Raw genomic sequence first — 19,966 nt, forward strand, 5'->3', positions numbered from 1 at the left:
TGTAGGAGTTACATCGTGCGTAAGTTGACTCAATTGGCTCTGCTGGCAACGGTCCTGGTCGCAGGCCCGGCCTTTGCCGACATGAAAATCGCGGTACTGAACTACCAGATGGCGCTGCTCGAATCCGACGCGGCCAAGAAGTACGCCGTCGACGCCGAGAAGAAATTCGGCCCGCAACTGACCAAGCTCAAGGCTCTGGAAAGCAGCGCCAAGGGCATCCAGGATCGTCTGGTCGCCGGTGGCGACAAGATGGCCCAGCCTGAGCGCGAAAAACTGGAGCTGGATTTCAAGCAGAAAGCCCGTGACTTCCAGTTCCAGTCCAAGGAGCTGAACGAAGCCAAGGCCGTCGCTGACCGTGACATGCTCAAGCAACTGAAGCCAAAACTGGACTCGGCTGTTGAAGAAGTGATCAAGAAGGGCGGTTACGACCTGGTGTTCGAGCGCGGTGCCGTGATTGACGTCAAGCCACAATATGACGTCACTCGCCAGGTCATCGAGCGCATGAACCAGCTGAAGTAAGTTCATGACCGCGACTATCACGCTCGGCCAGCTGGCCGAGTTCCTCGGAGCCACCCTGCGTGGCCCCGCGGACAAGCAGATTACCGGACTTGCCACCTTGCAGGAGGCCGGTCCAGGTCAGGTCAGTTTCCTGGCCAATCCCCAGTACCGTAAATTCCTCGCCACGTCCCACGCCGCTGCCGTGCTGCTCAAGCCTGCGGATGCCGAAGGCTATGCGGGTGATGCGCTGCTGATCGCCGATCCGTACCTGGCCTACGCGCGCATCTCGCACCTGTTCGATCCCAAGCCCAAGGCTGCCGCGGGCATTCACCCCACTGCTGTCGTGGCTGACGATGCTGTCGTCGATCCGGCTGCAAGCGTGGGGCCGTATGTCGTGATCGAAAGCGGTGCGCGCATTGCGGCCGGCGTGACCCTGGGCGCCCACTGCTTCATCGGCGCGCGCAGCGTGATCGGCGAAGGCGGCTGGCTGGCGCCGCGCGTCACGCTGTACCACGACGTGCGCATCGGCCAGCGTGTGGTCATCCAGTCGGGTGCCGTGCTGGGTGGCGAAGGCTTCGGTTTCGCCAACGAGAAGGGCGTCTGGCAAAAGATTGCCCAGATCGGCGGCGTCACCATTGGCGACGACGTGGAAATCGGTGTGAACACGGCCATCGACCGTGGCGCCATGGACGACACCCGCATCGGCAACGGTGTGAAGCTCGATAACCAGATCCAGATCGCCCACAACGTTCAGGTGGGTGACCACACCGCGATGGCGGCCTGCGTCGGTATCTCCGGCAGCGCCAAGATCGGCAAGCACTGCATGCTGGCAGGCGGGGTAGGGCTGGTCGGGCACATCGAAATCTGTGATGGCGTTTTCATCACCGGGATGACCATGGTCACCCGTTCCATCACCGAGCCAGGCTCGTATTCTTCGGGGACGGCGATGCAGCCCGCCGCCGAGTGGCGCAAGAGCGCCGCACGCATTCGCCAGCTCGACGACATGTCGCGCCGGCTGCAGCAGTTGGAAAAGCTTGTCGAGGCAGTGACCTCAGGCGGTAAAGCGTCATCTGATGGCTGATACTTTTTTCTTATCAAGTGTGCATAGCCGATAAACTGCCTCCTTGATTTGCCAGAGGAGTGCCGCGCACTCGTCGCGCACTCCCTATATTGACTACAGGCTTCCTCTCGAAATGATGGACATCAACGAAATCCGCGAATATCTGCCCCACCGTTACCCGTTCCTGCTCGTGGACCGTGTGGTGGCGCTCGATGTCGAGAACAAGAGCATTCGTGCCTACAAGAATGTCAGCATCAATGAGCCCTTCTTCAATGGGCACTTCCCGGCGCACCCGATCATGCCGGGCGTGCTGATCATCGAAGCCATGGCTCAGGCCGCCGGCATCCTGGGCTTCAAGATGCTTGACGTGAAGCCTGCCGATGGCACGCTGTACTACTTCGTGGGCTCCGACAAGCTGCGTTTCCGCCAGCCGGTACTGCCGGGCGACCAACTGATCCTTGAAGCCAAGTTCCTGAGCTGCAAGCGTCAGATCTGGAAGTTCGAGTGCCAGGCTTCGGTAGACGGCAAGCCGGTATGCTCCGCAGAAATCATCTGTGCGGAACGCAAACTATGAGTTTGATTGACCCTCGCGCCATCATCGATCCGACGGCCATCCTGGCTGACAATGTGGAGGTCGGCCCGTGGTCGATCGTCGGACCCGGTGTGGAAATTGGTGAGGGTACGGTCATTGGTCCGCATGTCATCCTGCGCGGGCCGACCAAAATCGGCAAACACAACCACATCTACCAGTTTTCCTCGGTAGGTGAGGATACGCCGGACCTGAAATACAAGGGTGAGGCGACTCGGCTGGTGATCGGCGATCACAACGTGATCCGTGAAGGCGTGACCATTCACCGTGGCACCATTCAGGATCGCGCCGAGACCACCATCGGCGATCACAACCTGATCATGGCCTACGCGCACATCGGTCACGACAGCGTCATCGGCAACCACTGCATCCTGGTCAACAACACCGCGCTGGCCGGCCACGTGCATGTGGCCGACTGGGCGATCCTGTCCGGTTTCACGCTGGTGCATCAGTACTGCCACATTGGCGCCCACAGCTTTTCCGGCATGGGCACGGCCATCGGCAAGGACGTCCCGGCGTTCGTCACGGTGTTCGGCAACCCGGCAGAAGCCCGCAGCATGAACTTCGAAGGCATGCGCCGTCGCGGTTTCTCCGACGATGCCATCCATGCCCTGCGTCGCGCCTACAAGACGGTCTATCGTCAGGGCCTGACCGTAGAACAGGCGGTGGTGGAACTGGCCGAACCCGCTACACAGTTTCCTGAAGTCGCGCTGTTCCTTGAGTCCATCCAGAACTCGACCCGCGGCATCACCCGTTAACCATGAGTGCCCTGCGTATTGCGCTGGTCGCCGGAGAAGCCTCTGGCGACATCCTGGGTTCGGGCCTGATGCGCGCCATCAAGGTTCATCATCCTGACGCACAGTTCATCGGCGTGGGCGGTCCGCTCATGGAAGCCGAAGGCATGACGTCCTACTTTCCCATGGAGCGCCTGTCGGTCATGGGGCTGGTGGAAGTGCTGGGGCGTCTCAAGGAGTTGCTGGCGCGGCGCAAGCTGCTGATCCAGACCCTGATCGATGAAAAGCCCGATGTGTTCATCGGCATCGATGCGCCGGATTTCACCCTCAATATCGAACTCAAACTGCGTCAGGCCGGAATCAAGACCGTGCACTACGTCAGCCCGTCCGTGTGGGCGTGGCGGCAGAAGCGCGTGCTGAAGATTCGCGAAGGCTGCGACCTGATGCTGACCCTTCTGCCCTTCGAGGCGCGTTTCTACGAAGAGAAAGGCGTGCCGGTGCGGTTCGTCGGGCACCCGCTGGCCGACACCATCCCCCTTGAGGCCGATCGCGCTGCGGCACGCGCTGAACTGGGGCTGGGCGAAGGGCCAGTGGTTGCACTGATGCCGGGCAGCCGTGGCGGAGAAGTGGGGCGCCTGGGGGCGCTATTCTTCGAGGCCGCCGAGCGAATGCTGGCCCAGCGCCCGAACCTGCGGTTCGTCCTGCCGTGTGCAAGCCCGCAACGCCGCGCGCAGATCGAAGAGCTGCTGCAAGGGCGCGACCTGCCACTGACCCTGCTCGATGGCCGCTCCCACGTGGCGCTGGCTGCCTGCGATGCGGTCTTGATCGCCTCGGGCACCGCGACCCTGGAAGCGCTGCTGTACAAACGACCGATGGTGGTTGCCTATCGTCTGGCGCCACTGACCTACTGGATACTCAAGCGGATGGTGAAGAGTCCGTACGTGTCGCTGCCGAACCTGTTGGCCCAGCGCTTGCTGGTGCCTGAGCTTCTGCAGGATGCGGCGACTGCCGATGCCCTGGCGCAAACCCTGCTGCCGCTGCTGGACAACGGCGCGGAGCAGACCGCAGGCTTCGATGCGCTTCACCGTACCTTGCGTCGCGATGCGTCCAATCAGGCCGCCGATGCGGTGCTGAGCCTGATTGGCCGGTCGCCTTCACCATGAGTGTGCGATCAATGCAAATGGGTTTGGATTTCAATCTGGTCGAGGACCTGGTCGCCGGCGTCGATGAAGTGGGTCGTGGCCCGCTGTGTGGCGCTGTGGTGACCGCTGCGGTGATCCTTGACCCCAATCGCCCGATCCTGGGGCTGAACGACTCGAAAAAACTCACCGAAGCCAAGCGCGAGAAGCTCTTTGACGAGATCCGTGAGAAAGCCCTGTGCTGGCACATCGCACGGGCCGAGGTCGAGGAAATCGACGAACTGAACATCCTGCACGCCACGATGCTGGCGATGAAGCGCGCTGTGGAAGGTCTGCTGATCACCCCCAAGCTGGCGCTGATCGACGGCAACCGCTGCCCGCAATTGTCGGTGCCCAGCGCGCCGGTGATTCAGGGTGACGCCCAGGTGCCGGCGATTGCCGCTGCGTCGATCCTGGCCAAGGTCACCCGTGACCGCGAAATGGCGGCCATGGAGTTGCTGTATCCGGGCTACGGCATCGGCGGGCACAAGGGTTATCCGACGCCGGTGCATCTGGAAGCGCTGGCCCGTCTGGGCCCGACGCCGATTCACCGACGTTCGTTCGCACCGGTCCGTGCGGCCTATGAAGCACGGGAGATGTTGACGGCCACCGGGTTCGCCTCGCTACCGCTCAACTGATCGCGGGCTGATGTTTTCTTGCGAGGCCGGTACAATCCGGCCTTCGTTTTCTGTGCGCCATAGGAATCACCTCCACTATGCCGGCTTCTTTCGTTCATCTACGCCTGCACACCGAATACTCGCTGGTCGACGGTCTGGTCCGGGTCAAACCGCTGGCCAAGGCGCTGACGGCCATGAACATGCCTGCGGTGGCGGTGACCGACCAGAACAACCTGTGCTCGCTGGTCAAGTTCTACAAGAGCGCCATGGGCGCCGGGATCAAGCCGATCTGTGGTGCCGACATCTGGCTGGCCGGGCGTGATCGCGATGCGCCGTTGAGCCGCATGAGCCTGTTGGTGATGAACCCCAAGGGCTACCTGAACCTCACCGAATTGATTTCACGAGGTTTCATGACCGGCCAGCGCAATGGCATGGTGGTCATCGAGCGCGAGTGGGTGGCCGAAGCCAGCGAAGGACTGATCGCCCTGTCGGCCGCCAAAGAAGGCGAGATCGGCATGGCGCTGCTGGGGGGCAATCCGGCCGAGGCCGACGTGCTGCTCAAGGAATGGATGGCGGTTTTTCCCGACCGTTTCTATGTCGAGATCCAGCGCACCAACCGCATCAACGACGAAGAACACCTGCACGCGGCGGTTGCCCTGGCCGAGCGTCATGGCGCGCCGCTGGTGGCGACCAACGATGTGCGCTTCCTCAAGCAGGAAGATTTCGAAGCCCACGAAACCCGTGTGTGCATCGGTGAAGGCCGGGCGCTGGACGACCCGCGCCGCTCGCACAACTACAGCGATCAGCAGTACCTTAAAAGCGCCGAGGAAATGGCCGAGCTGTTCAGCGACCTGCCCGATGCGTTGCAGAACACCGTCGAGATTGCCAAGCGCTGCAACATTGAGGTCAAGCTGGGCACTCACTTCCTGCCCAACTTCCCGATTCCCGATGGCCTGACCATCGACGAATATTTCCGCAAGGTCTCGTTCGAGGGCCTTGAAGAGCGCCTCGCCGTACTGTGGCCGAAAGACACCACGCCCAACTACGAAGCCAAGCGCCAGGAATACGTTGACCGGCTGAATTTCGAGCTGGATATCATCATCCAGATGGGTTTCCCCGGTTACTTCCTGATCGTTATGGACTTCATCCAGTGGGCCAAGAACAACGGCGTGCCGGTCGGCCCTGGCCGTGGATCGGGTGCCGGGTCCCTGGTGGCCTATGTGCAGAAGATCACCGACCTCGACCCGCTGGAATATGACCTGCTGTTCGAACGCTTCCTGAACCCCGAGCGGGTTTCCATGCCCGACTTCGACGTCGACTTCTGCATGGACGGCCGCGACCGGGTGATCGAATACGTGGCCGACAAGTACGGGCGTAATGCGGTCAGCCAGATCATCACCTTCGGTTCCATGGCCGCCAAGGCTGTGGTGCGTGACGTGGCGCGGGCCCAGGGCAAGTCCTTCGGCCTGGCCGATCGCCTGTCGAAGATGATTCCGTTCGAAGTCGGCATGACCCTTGAGAAGGCCTACGAGCAGGAAGAAATCCTGCGCGACTTCCTCAAGACCGACGAAGAAGGCGCCGAAATCTGGGAGATGGCCCGCAAGCTCGAAGGCGTTGTGCGAAACGTCGGCAAGCACGCCGGTGGTGTGGTGATCGCGCCGACCAAGCTGACCGACTTCGCCGCCATCTATTGCGACGAGGAAGGCAGCGGCCTGGTGACCCAGTACGACAAGGACGACGTCGAGGCGGCCGGGCTTGTGAAGTTCGACTTCCTGGGCCTGCGGACCCTGACCATCATCGACTGGGCGATGAAGACCATCAACCGCGACCGCGCCAAAGTGGGCGAGGAGCCGCTGGACATCGCTTTCATCCCCCTCGATGACGCGCCGACCTACGACCTGCTGCAGAAAGCCGAAACCACGGCGGTGTTCCAGCTTGAATCCCGCGGCATGAAGGAGCTGATCAAGAAGCTCAAGCCCGACTGCCTGGAAGACCTCATCGCACTGGTGGCGCTGTTCCGCCCGGGTCCGCTGCAATCGGGCATGGTGGACGACTTCATCAACCGCAAGCACGGTCGCGCGGAGCTCTCGTACCCGCACGTCGATTACCAGTACGAAGGCCTCAAGCCCGTACTGCTGCCGACCTACGGCATCATCCTGTATCAGGAACAGGTGATGCAGATTGCCCAGGTGATGGCCGGCTACACCCTCGGCGAGGCAGACATGCTGCGCCGGGCGATGGGCAAGAAAAAGCCCGAGGAGATGGCCAAGCAGCGCGGCGGTTTCATCGAAGGCTGCAAGACCAACAATATCGACCCGGACCTTGCCGGTAACATTTTCGACCTGGTGGAGAAATTCGCCGGTTACGGTTTCAACAAATCCCACTCTGCCGCCTATGGCCTGGTGTCCTACCAGACTGCCTGGCTCAAGCGGCACTACCCGGCGCCGTTCATGGCCGCGGTGCTCTCGGCGGACATGCACAACACCGACAAGGTCGTGACCTTGATCGAGGAAGTGCGCACCATGAAGCTGCGCCTGGACGCACCGGACGTGAACAACTCCGAGTTCAAGTTCACGGTGAACGACGACGGCCGCATCGTGTATGGCCTGGGCGCGATCAAGGGCGTGGGCGAAGGCCCGGTGGAAGCCATCACCGAGGCGCGTCAGGCGGGCCCGTTCAAGGACCTGTTCGATTTCTGTGCGCGCATCGACCTCAAGCGGGTCAACAAGCGCACCCTGGGCGGTCTGATCAGCAGCGGCGCGCTGGACCGTCTTGGTCCGTTTTTCTATGACGAACCCAAGCAGTATCACGCCAACATCGACCGCAACCGTGGCGTGCTGCTGGCCGCTCTGGAAGAGGCGATCCAGGCCGCCGAGCAGACCGCACGCAGTCATGACAGCGGCCACAGCGACCTGTTTGGCGGGCTGTTCGACGAACCCGATGCCGATGTTTATGCGAACCATCGCGGTGCCAAGGAGGTCACTCTCAAAGAGCGCCTGCGTGGCGAGAAGGAAACCCTGGGGCTGTACCTGACCGGGCACCCGATCGATGAGTACGAAGGCGAGATCCGTCGGTTCGCTCGCCAGCGCATCGTCGATCTCAAGCCTGCACGCGATACCCAGACCGTTGCCGGGCTGATCATCGCGCTGCGGGTAATGAAGAACAAAAAGGGCGACAAGATGGGCTTCATCACCCTGGACGACCGTTCCGGGCGTATCGAAGCCTCGCTGTTCGCCGATTCGTTCCAGGCCGCGCAGTCGCTGTTGCAGACCGACGCGATGGTGGTGGTCGAGGGCGAGGTCAGTTCCGATGACTTCTCAGGTGGCCTGCGCTTGCGTGCCAAGCGCGTCATGAGCCTTGAGGAAGCGCGCACCGGCCTTGCCGAAAGTTTGCGCCTGACCGTGCGCAGCGAGGCACTCAAGGGTGATCGCCTGCGCTGGCTGGGTGACCTGTGCAAGAAGCACCGGGGAGCGTGTCCGATCACGCTCGATTACACAGGGCAGGAGGCCCGCGCCTTGTTGCAGTTTGGCGAAGCGTGGCGAATCGATCCCGCAGACAGCCTGATTCAGGCCCTGCGTGACCAGTTCGGACGTGAGAACGTCTTCCTGCAGTATCGCTAGAAGCTGATCATGAGATTTTTTTGACTCGACGCTTTCAAGCCCGACATTTTTTAAACTCGACCGGACAGCGCCAGTTCCATTAAGGTATGGCGCTTACGGATCAACCGGCCGGCCTCTTGGCCGTCGACCCAAGACGGATGCCTATGAACCCGAATTTTCTGGATTTCGAACAGCCGATTGCTGACCTGCAAGCCAAGATTGAAGAGCTGCGTCTGGTAGGCAATGACAACTCGCTGAACATCGGCGATGAAATCTCTCGACTGCAAGATAAGAGCAAGACGCTCACCGAAAGCATTTTCGGCAATCTGACCAGCTGGCAGATCGCGCGCATGGCGCGTCATCCACGCCGTCCGTACACCCTGGACTACATCGAACACATCTTTACCGAGTTCGACGAGCTGCACGGCGACCGTCACTTCTCCGACGACGCGGCCATCGTGGGCGGTATCGCTCGCCTGGACGACAAGCCGGTGATGGTGATCGGTCATCAGAAGGGCCGCGATGTGCGCGAGAAGGTTCGCCGCAACTTCGGCATGCCGCGCCCTGAAGGCTACCGCAAGGCGTGCCGCCTGATGGAAATGGCCGAGCGCTTCAAGATGCCGATCCTGACCTTTATCGACACCCCGGGTGCATACCCGGGCATCGACGCCGAAGAGCGCAACCAGAGCGAAGCGATTGCCTGGAACCTGCGTGTCATGGCGCGCCTGAAGACCCCGATCATCGCGACCGTGATCGGTGAAGGCGGTTCGGGCGGTGCATTGGCCATTGGTGTGTGCGATCAGCTGAACATGCTGCAATACTCCACTTACGCGGTGATCTCGCCGGAAGGCTGCGCATCGATTCTGTGGAAAACCGCCGAGAAGGCGCCCGACGCTGCCGAAGCGATGGGCATCACCGCCGAGCGCCTCAAGGGCCTGGGCATTGTCGACAAAGTGATTGGCGAACCTCTGGGCGGCGCGCACCGCGACCCGGCCGGCGCGTCCGCTTCGATCCGCGAAGCCTTGAGCAGCCAGCTGGCGATGCTCAAGAAGTTCAACAACGATGAACTGCTGGCTCGTCGTTACGAGCGTCTGATGAGCTACGGCGTATAACCGACGCGGCTCCCACAGTCCGGCCAGCTTGAAGGTTCAACCATGAGCAAGCCGGACTGCATCAGAAAACAACTCGCCAAACGATTGCTACCGCGCCTGGAACCCTGGCGTGGCGCAGTCGCTTGGCGAATTGCCTTCTCGGGTGGACTCGATTCCACCGTCCTGTTGCACCTGCTGGCCGATCTCGCCCGCCAGCACGCCTTGCCTCCCTTGACCGCTGTCCATGTCCATCACGGCTTGCAGGCCGTTGCTGCGTCGTGGCCGGGACATTGCCGTCAGATGTGTCAGATTCTGGGAGTGCCTTTTCAGGTGCTCGATGTTCAGGTCCGGCCCGGCGCCAGCCTCGAACAGGCCGCCCGCGAGGCCCGCTACGCCGCGCTGGAAGGGGTGATGCAGGACGGCGAGGTGCTGCTGACCGCGCAACACCGCGATGACCAGGCCGAAACCCTGATGTTCAGGCTGCTGCGTGGCGCCGGGGTTCGAGGGCTGGCGGCGATGCCTGGCCATCGTCCACTGGGCAGGGGGACATTGTTTCGCCCGCTGCTGGATGAGCCGCGCGCCGTGCTCGAAGCCTATGCGCAGGAGGAAGGCCTGAGCTGGATCGAAGATCCCAGCAACCAGGACAGCCGTTTCTCGCGCAATTACCTGCGCAGCCACGTCATGCCGATGCTGGTTACGCGCTGGCCCCAGGCGGTTGTCAGCATGACCCGCAGCGCCGCGCATCTGGCCGAAGCCCAGGGCTTGCTCGACGAATTGGCAGTCCAGGATCTGGCGACAGCGCAAACCCCGTGCACCTGGCCCTGGCTGGACTTGCCGTCGCTGGAGCTGGCGCCACTGGAGGGCCTGTCCGAGGCCCGTCAGCGCAATGCCCTGCGGCACTGGCTGACACCGCTGACGCGCCTGCCGGACACCGATCACTGGGCGGGCTGGAACTCACTGCGCGACGCAGGCCCCGACGGGCGGCCGATCTGGCGCCTGGCTGACGGCCAGTTGCACCGCGCCGAAGGCAGGATCTGGTGGCTGTCGGGTATCTGGCTCAAGGATGTGGCCGGCTCCCAACACTGGTCCATGGCCTCGCAGCCCCTGACACTGCCCGGCAACGGCATGTTGCACCTGCTGGGGGAAATTCCCCGTGGCGGCCTGCACGTGCATTACCGGCGCGGCGGGGAAGTACTCGATGTGCCCGAGCGCGGCAGGCGCGATCTCAAGCGTCTGCTCAACGAGAAACGCGTGCCGGTGTTCCTGCGCGGCCGATTGCCGCTTTTGTACCGGGGCGAGCAGTTACTGGCGGTCGCCAACCTTCCGGGACTGGACGCGGACCCCCGTGGCGACTGGCGTTTGCACTGGCAGCCACCGACGAACGACCACCGTTTGAGATGAGAGCTGGTTTCCGGTAGACTACGCTCCCTTCTTGATACAGCTTATGTCGATCCTTCCGGGACGACACAAGTTGCCGATTACCAGCCAGTCTTTACTGGGCGATTCTCAAAATATGGCGAGCAATGGACAGGTCCGTATCCGGCCAGTCGCTATCAGCGCGGCAATTTCAGAAATGCACTGTGAAACACGCAGGTCATCGGGGGCTTCGGCCTTCCTTCGCTTTCCCCGGCGGCTCTGACCGCTTTAACGCAGACTTCTAGGGTTTTTCATGACGCGCTACATCTTCGTCACGGGCGGTGTTGTTTCTTCATTGGGGAAAGGCATTGCCTCGGCTTCATTGGCGGCCATCCTGGAGGCGAGGGGACTTAAGGTCACCATGCTCAAGCTGGACCCCTACATCAACGTCGACCCGGGCACCATGAGCCCGTTCCAGCACGGTGAAGTGTTCGTCACCCATGACGGCGCCGAGACCGACCTGGACCTGGGTCACTACGAGCGTTTCATTCGCACCACCATGACCCAGAACAACAACTTCACCACGGGCCGTGTGTACGAACACGTCCTGCGCAAAGAGCGCCGTGGTGATTATCTGGGCGCGACCATTCAGGTGATCCCGCACATCACCGACGAAATCAAGCGTCGCATCATCAAGGGCGCCGGCGATGCCGACGTGGCCCTGGTGGAAATCGGTGGCACCGTGGGTGACATCGAATCGCAACCGTTCCTGGAGGCCATTCGCCAGCTGCGTTTCGAAGTCGGCTCCAAGCGCGCGATGCTGATGCACCTGACGCTGGTTCCGTACATCGCCACCGCAGGCGAAACCAAGACCAAGCCTACCCAGCACTCGGTCAAGGAACTGCGCTCCATCGGCCTGCAGCCAGACGTCCTGGTCTGCCGCTCCGACCACCCGATCGACGTGTCGTCGCGCCGCAAGATCGCCCAGTTCACCAACGTTGAAGAACGTGCGGTGATCGGTCTGGAAGACGCCGATACCATCTACAAGATCCCGGGCATCCTGCACTCGCAAGGCCTGGACGATTTCGTGGTCGAGCGTTTCGGCCTGCAATGCGGCGGCGCCGACCTGTCCGAGTGGGACAAGGTCGTCGATGCCAAGCTCAACCCCGAGCACGAAGTCACCATCGCCATGGTCGGCAAGTACATGGAGCTGCTGGATGCGTACAAGTCGCTGATCGAAGCGATGAGCCACGCCGGCATCACCAACCGCACCAAGGTCAACCTGCGCTACATCGATTCCGAAGACATCGAGAATCAGGGCACCGGCCTGCTGGAAGGCGTGGACGCGATCCTGGTACCGGGCGGCTTCGGTCTGCGCGGCGTGGAAGGCAAGATCACCGCCGTTCAGTTCGCTCGCGAAAACAAGGTGCCTTACCTGGGTATCTGCCTGGGCATGCAGGTGGCGGTCATCGAGTTCGCACGTAACGTGCTGGGCTGGAAAGACGCCAACTCCACCGAATTCGACCGTACCAGCGCGCATCCTGTGGTGGGCCTGATCACCGAGTGGGAAGACTCCACCGGCGCCGTCGAAACCCGTACCGAAGCGTCCGACCTGGGCGGCACCATGCGCCTGGGCGCGCAGGAATGCCTGCTGGAGCCGGGTTCCCTGGTGCACGACTGCTATGGCAACGACACCATCGTCGAGCGCCATCGTCATCGCTACGAAGTGAACAACAAGCTGCTGCCGCAACTGATCGATGCGGGCCTCAAGATTTCCGGTCGTTCCGGTGACGGCGCGCTGGTCGAAGTGGTCGAGTCCAAGGATCATCCATGGTTCGTGGCCTGCCAGTTCCACCCGGAGTTCACCTCCACGCCTCGTGACGGTCACCCGCTGTTCAGTGGCTTCGTCAAGGCAGCGCTCGCTCAACACCAGAAGAACGCCTGATAGGGAATTCATTACATGGCACAGAAAATCATCCGCGTGGGCTCCATTGACATCGCCAACGACAAGCCCATGGTCTTGTTCGGTGGCATGAATGTCCTGGAGTCGCGGGACATGGCCATGCAAGTCTGCGAAGAGTACGTGCGGGTTACCGAGAAACTCGGTATCCCCTACGTGTTCAAGGCCAGCTTCGACAAGGCCAACCGTTCTTCCGTGACCTCCTATCGCGGTCCGGGCCTGGAAGCGGGCATGCGCATTTTCGAAGAGATCAAGAGCACCTTCGGCGTGCCCGTGATCACTGACGTGCATGAACCGCATCAGGCTGCTGCCGTGGCTGAAGTCTGCGACATCATCCAGTTGCCGGCCTTCCTGTCGCGCCAGACCGACCTGGTCGTGGCGATGGCGAAAACCGGCGCCGTGATCAACATCAAGAAGGCCCAGTTCCTAGCGCCTCAGGAAATGAAACACATCCTGAACAAGTGCGAAGAAGCCGGTAACGATCAGTTGATCCTGTGCGAACGTGGTTCGAGCTTCGGCTACAACAACCTCGTGGTGGACATGCTCGGCTTCGGCATCATGAAGGCTTTCGAATACCCGGTATTCTTCGACGTGACCCACGCCTTGCAGATGCCGGGCGGTCGTTCGGATTCTGCCGGTGGTCGTCGTGCCCAGGTGACTGACCTGGCCAAGGCCGGCATCAGCCAGGGCCTGGCGGGCCTGTTCCTGGAGGCGCATCCGGATCCGGACAACGCCAAATGCGACGGCCCGTGTGCCCTGCGTCTTGAGAAGCTTGAGCCGTTCCTGACCCAGCTCAAGGCCCTTGATGACCTGGTCAAGGCGTTCCCGACCATCGAAACGGCTTAAAATCCGCTTCTGCGGCACCGTCACCTCCGGTACAGTGCCGCTCGTTTCATTCCCGACCAACGGGTCGGGAATTTCTGTCGTCTCGGGCCTGCCCGCTGTCTAGTGCTCCGAGACGCCAGTCGCTTTTCCCAGCTGCGTCGTTTTCGTCAATCTTGGAGTGTTAACAACAATGGCAAAAATCGTCGACATCAAAGGTCGTGAAGTTCTCGACTCCCGTGGCAATCCCACCGTGGAAGCAGATGTGCTCCTCGACAACGGCATCATCGGCAGTGCCTGCGCGCCGTCCGGTGCTTCCACCGGCTCGCGTGAAGCACTTGAGCTGCGTGATGGCGACAAGAGCCGTTACATGGGCAAGGGCGTTCTGAAGGCTGTGGCCAACATCAATGGCCCGATCCGCGACCTGCTGCTGGGCAAGGACCCGGTTGACCAGAAAGCGCTGGATCACGCGATGATCAAGCTCGACGGTACCGAGAACAAGGCAAGCCTGGGCGCCAACGCCATCCTCGCCGTGTCCCTGGCCGCCGCCAAGGCCGCTGCACAGGATCAGGACCTGCCGCTGTACGCGCACATCGCCAACCTGAACGGCACGCCGGGCGAGTACACCATGCCGGTCCCGATGATGAACATCATCAACGGTGGCGAGCACGCCGACAACAACATCGACATCCAGGAATTCATGGTTCAGCCAGTCGGCGCCAAGACCTTCTCCGAAGGCCTGCGCTGGGGCACCGAGATTTTCCACCACCTCAAGGCTGTCCTGAAGGCCCGTGGCCTGAACACTGCCGTGGGTGATGAAGGCGGTTTCGCACCGAACCTGAACTCCAACGCCGAAGCCCTGGACGCCATCGCCGAAGCCGTGAAAAACGCCGGCTACAAGCTGGGCACCGACGTGACCCTGGCCCTGGACTGCGCAGCCAGCGAGTTCTACAAGAACGGCAAGTACGTGCTGAGCGAAGAAGGCGAGTACGACTCCGCCGGTTTCGCCGACTACCTGGCCGATCTGGTCAGCAAGCACCCGATCATCTCCATCGAAGACGGTCTGGACGAGTCCGACTGGGATGGCTGGAAAGTCCTGACCGACAAGATCGGCGACAAGATCCAGCTGGTGGGCGACGACCTGTTCGTGACCAACACCAAGATCCTGAAAGAAGGTATCGAGAAGAAAATCGGTAACTCGATCCTGATCAAGTTCAACCAGATCGGCACCCTGACCGAAACCCTGGAAGCCATCCAGATGGCCAAGGCCGCCGGTTACACCGCCGTGATCTCGCACCGCTCCGGCGAAACCGAAGATTCGACCATCGCGGACCTCGCCGTGGGCACCTCGGCTGGCCAGATCAAGACCGGTTCCCTGAGCCGTTCCGATCGCATCTCCAAGTACAACCAACTGCTGCGTATCGAAGAGCAATTGGGCGCCAAAGCTGTATACCGTGGTCGCGGCGAGTTTCGCGGCTGATAGTTAGATGGTAAAAAGGCAGCAGGCGCTGTAGGGCAAATCGTCAAAAGCGATTTATCCTGACGTCCTGATCCACGAGCCCGGTGACCACCGGGCTCTTGGGCATTTGAAATGGTCGGTTTTGCTGTCTTTCTCCACCGGGTAACAGATATTCACAATGCGCAGTCCTAACTGGTTGTTCCTCGTTCTGCTCTTGCTGCTCGCTGGCCTGCAGTATCGCCTGTGGGTGGGTAATGGCAGCCTTGCGCAGGTGGCCAGTCTGACCCAGCAAATCGCCGATCAGCATGCCGAAAACGATGTGTTGCTCGAGCGCAACCGGGTTCTGGACGCCGAAGTGCTTGAGTTGAAAAAAGGCCTGGAAACCGTTGAAGAACGTGCCCGTCATGAACTGGGCATGGTCAAGGACGGCGAGACCCTTTATCAGTTGGCACAGTGACCTCCTGTAAATGACTCAATCTCTTCCTGCCTTCTGGGCAGTGATTCCCGCAGCGGGCATTGGTGCACGCATGGCGGCAGACCGTCCCAAGCAATACCTGCAACTGGGCGGCCTCACAATTCTTGAACACAGCCTGCTTTGCTTTCTCGATCATCCCCAGCTCCAAGGGATGGTGGTAAGCCTTGCTGTGGATGATCCTTACTGGCCCACCTTGCCCTGTGCACTGGACTCACGCATTCAGCGGGTCGCCGGTGGCAAGGAGCGTGCGGACTCGGTGCTCAATGCACTGTTGCACCTGCACGCCAATGGCGCCGATGACAATGACTGGGTGTTGGTGCATGACGCCGCGCGCCCGAACCTGGCGCGGTCCGACCTGGACAACCTGCTGGGTGAGTTGGCGCACGATCCTGTGGGCGGCTTGCTCGCGGTACCGGCCAAGGACACCCTCAAACGCGCCGATGCCAATGGCCGGGTTACTGAAACGGTTGATCGCAGCCTGATCTGGCAGGCGTATACGCCGCAGATGTTCAGGTTGGGCGCGTTGCACCGGGCACTCGCCGACAGCCTGGTATCGAACGTCTCGATCACCGATGAAGCCTCGGCCATCGAATGGGCCGGCCAATCCCCCCGCCTGATCGAAGGCCGCGCCGACAACATCAAAGTCACCCGCCCCGAAGACCTCGAATGGCTGCGCCAGCGCCGCGGTGAATTCAACCGCTGATGCAGTTCCGCAGAAGCGCGCTTGCCCGCGACTGCGATTCGCCTGTGACAAATGTTGCGCCTGACACCCCGCCATCGCGGGCAAGCCCGGCTGCTACGGTAACGGCAGTTATCTGCACTCCGGTAAATTCAACCGTTGGTTGGACGAGTGCAGGCGATTCTGTAGGAGCGCGCTTGCCCGCGACTGCGATTCGCCTGTGACAAATGTTGCGCCTGACCCGCCGCCATCGCGGGCAAGCGCGCTCCTACAGGGCCGGGGGCGAGTTCGCGGCATCTGGGTTCACCCCAAACCCCGCGGGCAAGGCCGGCTGGTACGGTAACGGCAGTTATCTGCACTGCGGTAAATTCAAGCGTTGGTTGGACGAGTGCAGGCGATCCTGTAGGAGTGAGCTTGCTCGCGATTGCGGTGAGTCATTCGCCATCACGGTGCCTGACACGCCGCCATCGCGAGCAAGCTCACTCCTACAAGAGTCGGGGCCAGTTCTCGGTATCTACCTGCCCCCCAACCTCTAGGAGCGCGCTTGCCCGCGACTGCGATTCGCCTGTGACAAATGTTGCGTCTGACACCCCGCCATCGCGGGCAAGCGCGCTCCTACAGGGCCCGGGCGAGTTCGCGGCATCTGGGTTCACCCCAAACCCCGCGGGCAAGCCCGGCTGCTACCGGTACTCATCCCGCAACGCCAACCCTGTCTTCAGATAATCCACCAGCTTCCTGACCTTGGGCGACAGATGCCGTTGCTGCGGGTACAGCGCCCACACTGCGGTATTGGGAGGCTGGTGGGCATCGAGCAACGAGATCAATGCGCCGCTTTTCAAATGTTCAAGCACGTAATAATCCGGCAGCTGACACAACCCTACCCCCTGTAGCGCCGCATCCAGTACCGCTTGCCCACTGTTGCAGCGCCAGTTTCCGTGGACGCGCTGGGAGAACTCCTTGCCGTTCTGCTGCAGCAGCCAACTGTCCGAACTGCCTATAAGGCAGTTATGCCGGTTCAATTCCGACAAGCTGTGAGGCCGGCCATAGCGCTCCAGATACGAGGGCGACGCGCACAGGTACATGCGCCGGGGAGCCAGGCGGGTGGCGACCATTCGCGATTCCTGCAAGCGGCCCAGGCGAATCGCCAGGTCCATCCCTTCATGCACCAGGTCCAGGGTGTTGTTGGTCAGCTCGATGTCCACGCGCAATTGCGGGTACTCATCCATGAACCGGGTCACCAGCGGCGCGATAAAGCGCTCGCCGTATGCCACCGCGCAGGTCATCCTCAGCAGGCCCTTGGGTTCGCTGGTCAGATCGCCCACTGCGCGCAGTGCCTCCTCACGTCCATCCTGCAGACGCTGGCAATGATGCAGGAACGTCTGGCCAGCTTCGGTCAGCGCCACCTTGCGCGTGCTTCGGTACAGCAAGCGGGTCTGCAGTCGTTCTTCAAGGCGCGCGATCTGCCGACTGATGTGGGACGACGACACCCCCATGCGTTCGGCGGCCGCGGTGAACTGCCCACATTCGGCCACCGCGACGAATTCATCCAGCCCATCCCAGCGATTGGTGTACATCGATTATCCCTGTACAGCATTAATGTTTTGCTTTTGTCCTGATTATTCATCAAACGGCACTGCTTTACACTCCTGGTCTGTTTATCCTTTTTTAAACCCGCTGGAGAAGATTGATGATCAAGTCACGTGCAGCCGTAGCCTTCGCGCCAAACGAGCCTCTGCAAATTGTCGAAGTGGACGTCGAGGCGCCGAAAGCCGGTGAGGTCTTGATTCGTACCGTCGCATCCGGCGTTTGCCACACCGACGCCTACACCCTGTCCGGTGCGGACTCCGAAGGCGTGTTCCCGTGCATCCTCGGTCACGAAGGTGGCGGTATCGTCGAGGCGGTGGGCGAGGGCGTCACCTCCCTGGCCGTGGGCGACCACGTGATCCCGCTGTACACCGCCGAATGCCGCGAGTGCAAATTCTGCAAATCCGGCAAGACCAACCTGTGCCAGAAAGTCCGCGCCACCCAAGGCAAGGGCCTGATGCCCGATGGCACCACCCGTTTCAGCTACAACGGCCAGCCGGTCTACCACTACATGGGTTGCTCGACGTTCTCGGAGTACACCGTGGTGCCGGAAATTTCCCTGGCGAAAATCCCCAAGGAAGCGCCGCTGGAGAAGGTCTGCCTGCTGGGCTGCGGCGTGACCACCGGTATCGGCGCAGTACTGAACACCGCCAAGGTGGAAGAGGGCGCCACCGTGGCGATCTTCGGCCTGGGCGGCATTGGTCTTGCGGCGATCATCGGCGCGAAAATGGCCAAGGCCTCGCGCATCATCGCCATTGACATCAACCCGGCCAAGTTCGACGTGGCCCGTGAGTTGGGCGCTACCGACTTCATCAACCCGAAAGAGCACAGCAAGCCGATTCAGGACGTGATCGTCGAAATGACCGACGGCGGCGTGGACTACAGCTTCGAGTGCATCGGCAACGTACAACTGATGCGCGCCGCGCTGGAATGCTGCCATAAAGGCTGGGGCGAATCGGTCATCATCGGCGTCGCGCCGTCTGGCCAGGAAATCGCCACCCGTCCATTCCAGCTGGTGACCGGTCGCGTCTGGCGCGGTTCGGCGTTCGGCGGCGTGAAGGGCCGCACCGAACTGCCAAGCTACGTTGAAAAATCCCAGACCGGCGAAATCCCGCTGGACACCTTCATCACCCACACCATGGGCTTGGACAAGATCAACGAAGCATTCGACCTGATGCACGAAGGCAAAAGCATTCGTTCGGTCATCCACTTCTAAAAGCAGCGACAAGCCACGAGCCGCAAGCTGCAAGAAGGCGCGCCGCTGCCGACTTGTAGCTGACGGCTTGAAGCTTGCGGCTGGGAGGAACGACCTATGAGTCTGGAAAACATCTCGTGCCAGAAAAGCTTCGGCGGCTGGCATAAACGTTACAAACACCATTCCGACGTGCTGGGCTGCGACATGGTGTTCGCGGTCTATCTGCCGCCTCAGGCCGAGCAGGGCGGCAAGCTGCCGGTGGTGTACTGGCTGTCGGGCCTGACCTGCACCGACGAGAATTTCATGCAGAAGGCCGGTGCCCTGCGCATCGCCGCCGAGCTTGGGATCATCATCGTCGCACCGGACACCAGTCCTCGCGGCGCCGACGTGCCGGACGACCCGGACAGCGCCTATGATTTCGGCCTGGGCGCCGGTTTCTACCTGAACGCCACCCAACAACCCTGGGCGCGCCACTACCGCATGTACGACTATGTGGTCAGCGAGCTGCCGAACCTGATCGAGGCGCATTTTCCGGCTTCCGACAAACGCAGCATCAGCGGCCATTCGATGGGCGGGCACGGTGCGCTGGTGTGTGCGTTGCGCAATCCGGGGCGCTACAAATCGGTGTCGGCATTCTCGCCGATCACCAACCCGATGGATTGCCCCTGGGGGCAGAAGGCCTTTTCCCGCTATTTGGGCGAAGACCGCTCGCGCTGGCGCGAATGGGATGCCAGCGTGCTGATCGCCGATGCAGCCGAGCGCCTGCCGTTGCTGGTGGATCAGGGCGATCGTGACGACTTCCTTGCCAACCAGCTCAAGCCCGAGGCACTGGTGCAGGCGGCAAAGGCGGCGGGCCATCCGCTGGAACTGCGCATGCAGCCAGGCTACGACCACAGCTATTACTTCATCGCCAGCTTCATCGAGGATCACCTGCGTCACCACGCGCAAGCACTGGCGAGTTGACGAGGTAATGCAACACCTTGGTCTGATGGCGTGCTCTACGTAGCAGTCCGGCTTGCCGGCGGTGGCGCAATCAAGTCTGTCCCCGCCGGCAAGCCGGACTGCTACGG

The 19,966-nt window shown here is 61.5% G+C and carries 17 protein-coding genes; 16 read left to right on the top strand and 1 reads right to left on the bottom strand.

The window, feature by feature from the left end; all coding sequences use genetic code 11:
* Nucleotides 1-15: 15 nt before the first annotated feature.
* The 14 genes from ACIPO9_RS22495 (at nucleotide 16) to ispD (ending at nucleotide 16,141) form a co-directional block, all read left to right on the top strand.
* On the top strand, nucleotides 16-519 hold the full coding sequence (locus tag ACIPO9_RS22495; RefSeq protein ID WP_166593536.1) for an OmpH family outer membrane protein: 504 nt from the start codon (nucleotides 16-18) through the stop codon (nucleotides 517-519).
* Nucleotides 520-523: 4 nt separating this feature from the next.
* On the top strand, nucleotides 524-1,579 hold the full coding sequence (lpxD, locus tag ACIPO9_RS22500) for a UDP-3-O-(3-hydroxymyristoyl)glucosamine N-acyltransferase (RefSeq protein ID WP_274133882.1): 1,056 nt from the start codon (nucleotides 524-526) through the stop codon (nucleotides 1,577-1,579).
* 112 nt (nucleotides 1,580-1,691) lie between these two features.
* Nucleotides 1,692-2,132 (top strand): 3-hydroxyacyl-ACP dehydratase FabZ, encoded by a 441-nt coding sequence (gene fabZ / locus ACIPO9_RS22505; protein WP_274133881.1) that lies wholly within the window; start codon nucleotides 1,692-1,694, stop codon nucleotides 2,130-2,132.
* Nucleotides 2,129-2,905, top strand: a complete 777-nt coding sequence (gene lpxA, locus ACIPO9_RS22510) for an acyl-ACP--UDP-N-acetylglucosamine O-acyltransferase (protein ID WP_274133880.1) — start codon at nucleotides 2,129-2,131, stop codon at nucleotides 2,903-2,905. The genes fabZ and lpxA overlap by 4 nt, the downstream gene beginning before the upstream one ends.
* Nucleotides 2,906-2,907: 2 nt before the next feature.
* On the top strand, nucleotides 2,908-4,044 hold the full coding sequence (gene lpxB, locus ACIPO9_RS22515; RefSeq protein ID WP_274133879.1) for a lipid-A-disaccharide synthase: 1,137 nt from the start codon (nucleotides 2,908-2,910) through the stop codon (nucleotides 4,042-4,044).
* An 11-nt stretch (nucleotides 4,045-4,055) separates the two neighbouring features.
* On the top strand, nucleotides 4,056-4,697 hold the full coding sequence (gene rnhB, locus ACIPO9_RS22520; protein WP_400783598.1) for a ribonuclease HII: 642 nt from the start codon (nucleotides 4,056-4,058) through the stop codon (nucleotides 4,695-4,697).
* A 77-nt stretch (nucleotides 4,698-4,774) separates the two neighbouring features.
* Entirely contained in the window at nucleotides 4,775-8,296 is a 3,522-nt protein-coding gene (dnaE, locus tag ACIPO9_RS22525; protein WP_274133877.1) for a DNA polymerase III subunit alpha, read from the top strand.
* A gap of 143 nt (nucleotides 8,297-8,439) precedes the next feature.
* Entirely contained in the window at nucleotides 8,440-9,387 is a 948-nt protein-coding gene (locus tag ACIPO9_RS22530) for an acetyl-CoA carboxylase carboxyltransferase subunit alpha (RefSeq protein WP_274133876.1), read from the top strand.
* A gap of 42 nt (nucleotides 9,388-9,429) precedes the next feature.
* Nucleotides 9,430-10,767, top strand: a complete 1,338-nt coding sequence (gene tilS, locus ACIPO9_RS22535) for a tRNA lysidine(34) synthetase TilS (protein WP_400783601.1) — start codon at nucleotides 9,430-9,432, stop codon at nucleotides 10,765-10,767.
* A 268-nt stretch (nucleotides 10,768-11,035) separates the two neighbouring features.
* Complete coding sequence (locus ACIPO9_RS22540) at nucleotides 11,036-12,667, top strand: CTP synthase (protein WP_274133874.1); 1,632 nt, start codon at nucleotides 11,036-11,038, stop codon at nucleotides 12,665-12,667.
* 15 nt (nucleotides 12,668-12,682) lie between these two features.
* Nucleotides 12,683-13,528 (top strand): 3-deoxy-8-phosphooctulonate synthase, encoded by an 846-nt coding sequence (kdsA, locus tag ACIPO9_RS22545; protein WP_400610237.1) that lies wholly within the window; start codon nucleotides 12,683-12,685, stop codon nucleotides 13,526-13,528.
* A gap of 169 nt (nucleotides 13,529-13,697) precedes the next feature.
* Nucleotides 13,698-14,984 (top strand): phosphopyruvate hydratase, encoded by a 1,287-nt coding sequence (eno, locus tag ACIPO9_RS22550; RefSeq protein WP_400610235.1) that lies wholly within the window; start codon nucleotides 13,698-13,700, stop codon nucleotides 14,982-14,984.
* A 157-nt stretch (nucleotides 14,985-15,141) separates the two neighbouring features.
* Entirely contained in the window at nucleotides 15,142-15,420 is a 279-nt protein-coding gene (gene ftsB, locus ACIPO9_RS22555) for a cell division protein FtsB (RefSeq protein ID WP_331189073.1), read from the top strand.
* A gap of 10 nt (nucleotides 15,421-15,430) precedes the next feature.
* The gene (gene ispD / locus ACIPO9_RS22560) at nucleotides 15,431-16,141 is read left to right on the top strand and encodes a 2-C-methyl-D-erythritol 4-phosphate cytidylyltransferase (RefSeq protein WP_400783604.1); all 711 of its coding nucleotides are present in this window, start codon (nucleotides 15,431-15,433) and stop codon (nucleotides 16,139-16,141) included.
* 656 nt (nucleotides 16,142-16,797) lie between these two features.
* Here the strand turns inward: ispD and ACIPO9_RS22565 are convergent.
* Nucleotides 16,798-17,691 (bottom strand): LysR substrate-binding domain-containing protein, encoded by an 894-nt coding sequence (locus ACIPO9_RS22565; RefSeq protein WP_274133869.1) that lies wholly within the window; start codon nucleotides 17,689-17,691, stop codon nucleotides 16,798-16,800.
* A 113-nt stretch (nucleotides 17,692-17,804) separates the two neighbouring features.
* Between ACIPO9_RS22565 and ACIPO9_RS22570 the strand changes: the two genes are divergently transcribed.
* Both ACIPO9_RS22570 and fghA read left to right on the top strand, forming a co-directional pair.
* Nucleotides 17,805-18,917 carry an S-(hydroxymethyl)glutathione dehydrogenase/class III alcohol dehydrogenase gene (locus tag ACIPO9_RS22570; protein ID WP_274133868.1) on the top strand — a complete coding sequence of 371 codons (1,113 nt, stop codon included), beginning with the start codon at nucleotides 17,805-17,807 and terminating at the stop codon, nucleotides 18,915-18,917.
* Nucleotides 18,918-19,013: 96 nt separating this feature from the next.
* Nucleotides 19,014-19,859, top strand: a complete 846-nt coding sequence (gene fghA / locus ACIPO9_RS22575) for an S-formylglutathione hydrolase (protein WP_400783607.1) — start codon at nucleotides 19,014-19,016, stop codon at nucleotides 19,857-19,859.
* Nucleotides 19,860-19,966 lie beyond the last annotated feature (107 nt).

This window comes from Pseudomonas sp. NPDC090203 (assembly GCF_044746765.1).
GTDB classification, from domain to species: Bacteria; Pseudomonadota; Gammaproteobacteria; order Pseudomonadales; family Pseudomonadaceae; genus Aquipseudomonas; species Aquipseudomonas putida_AD.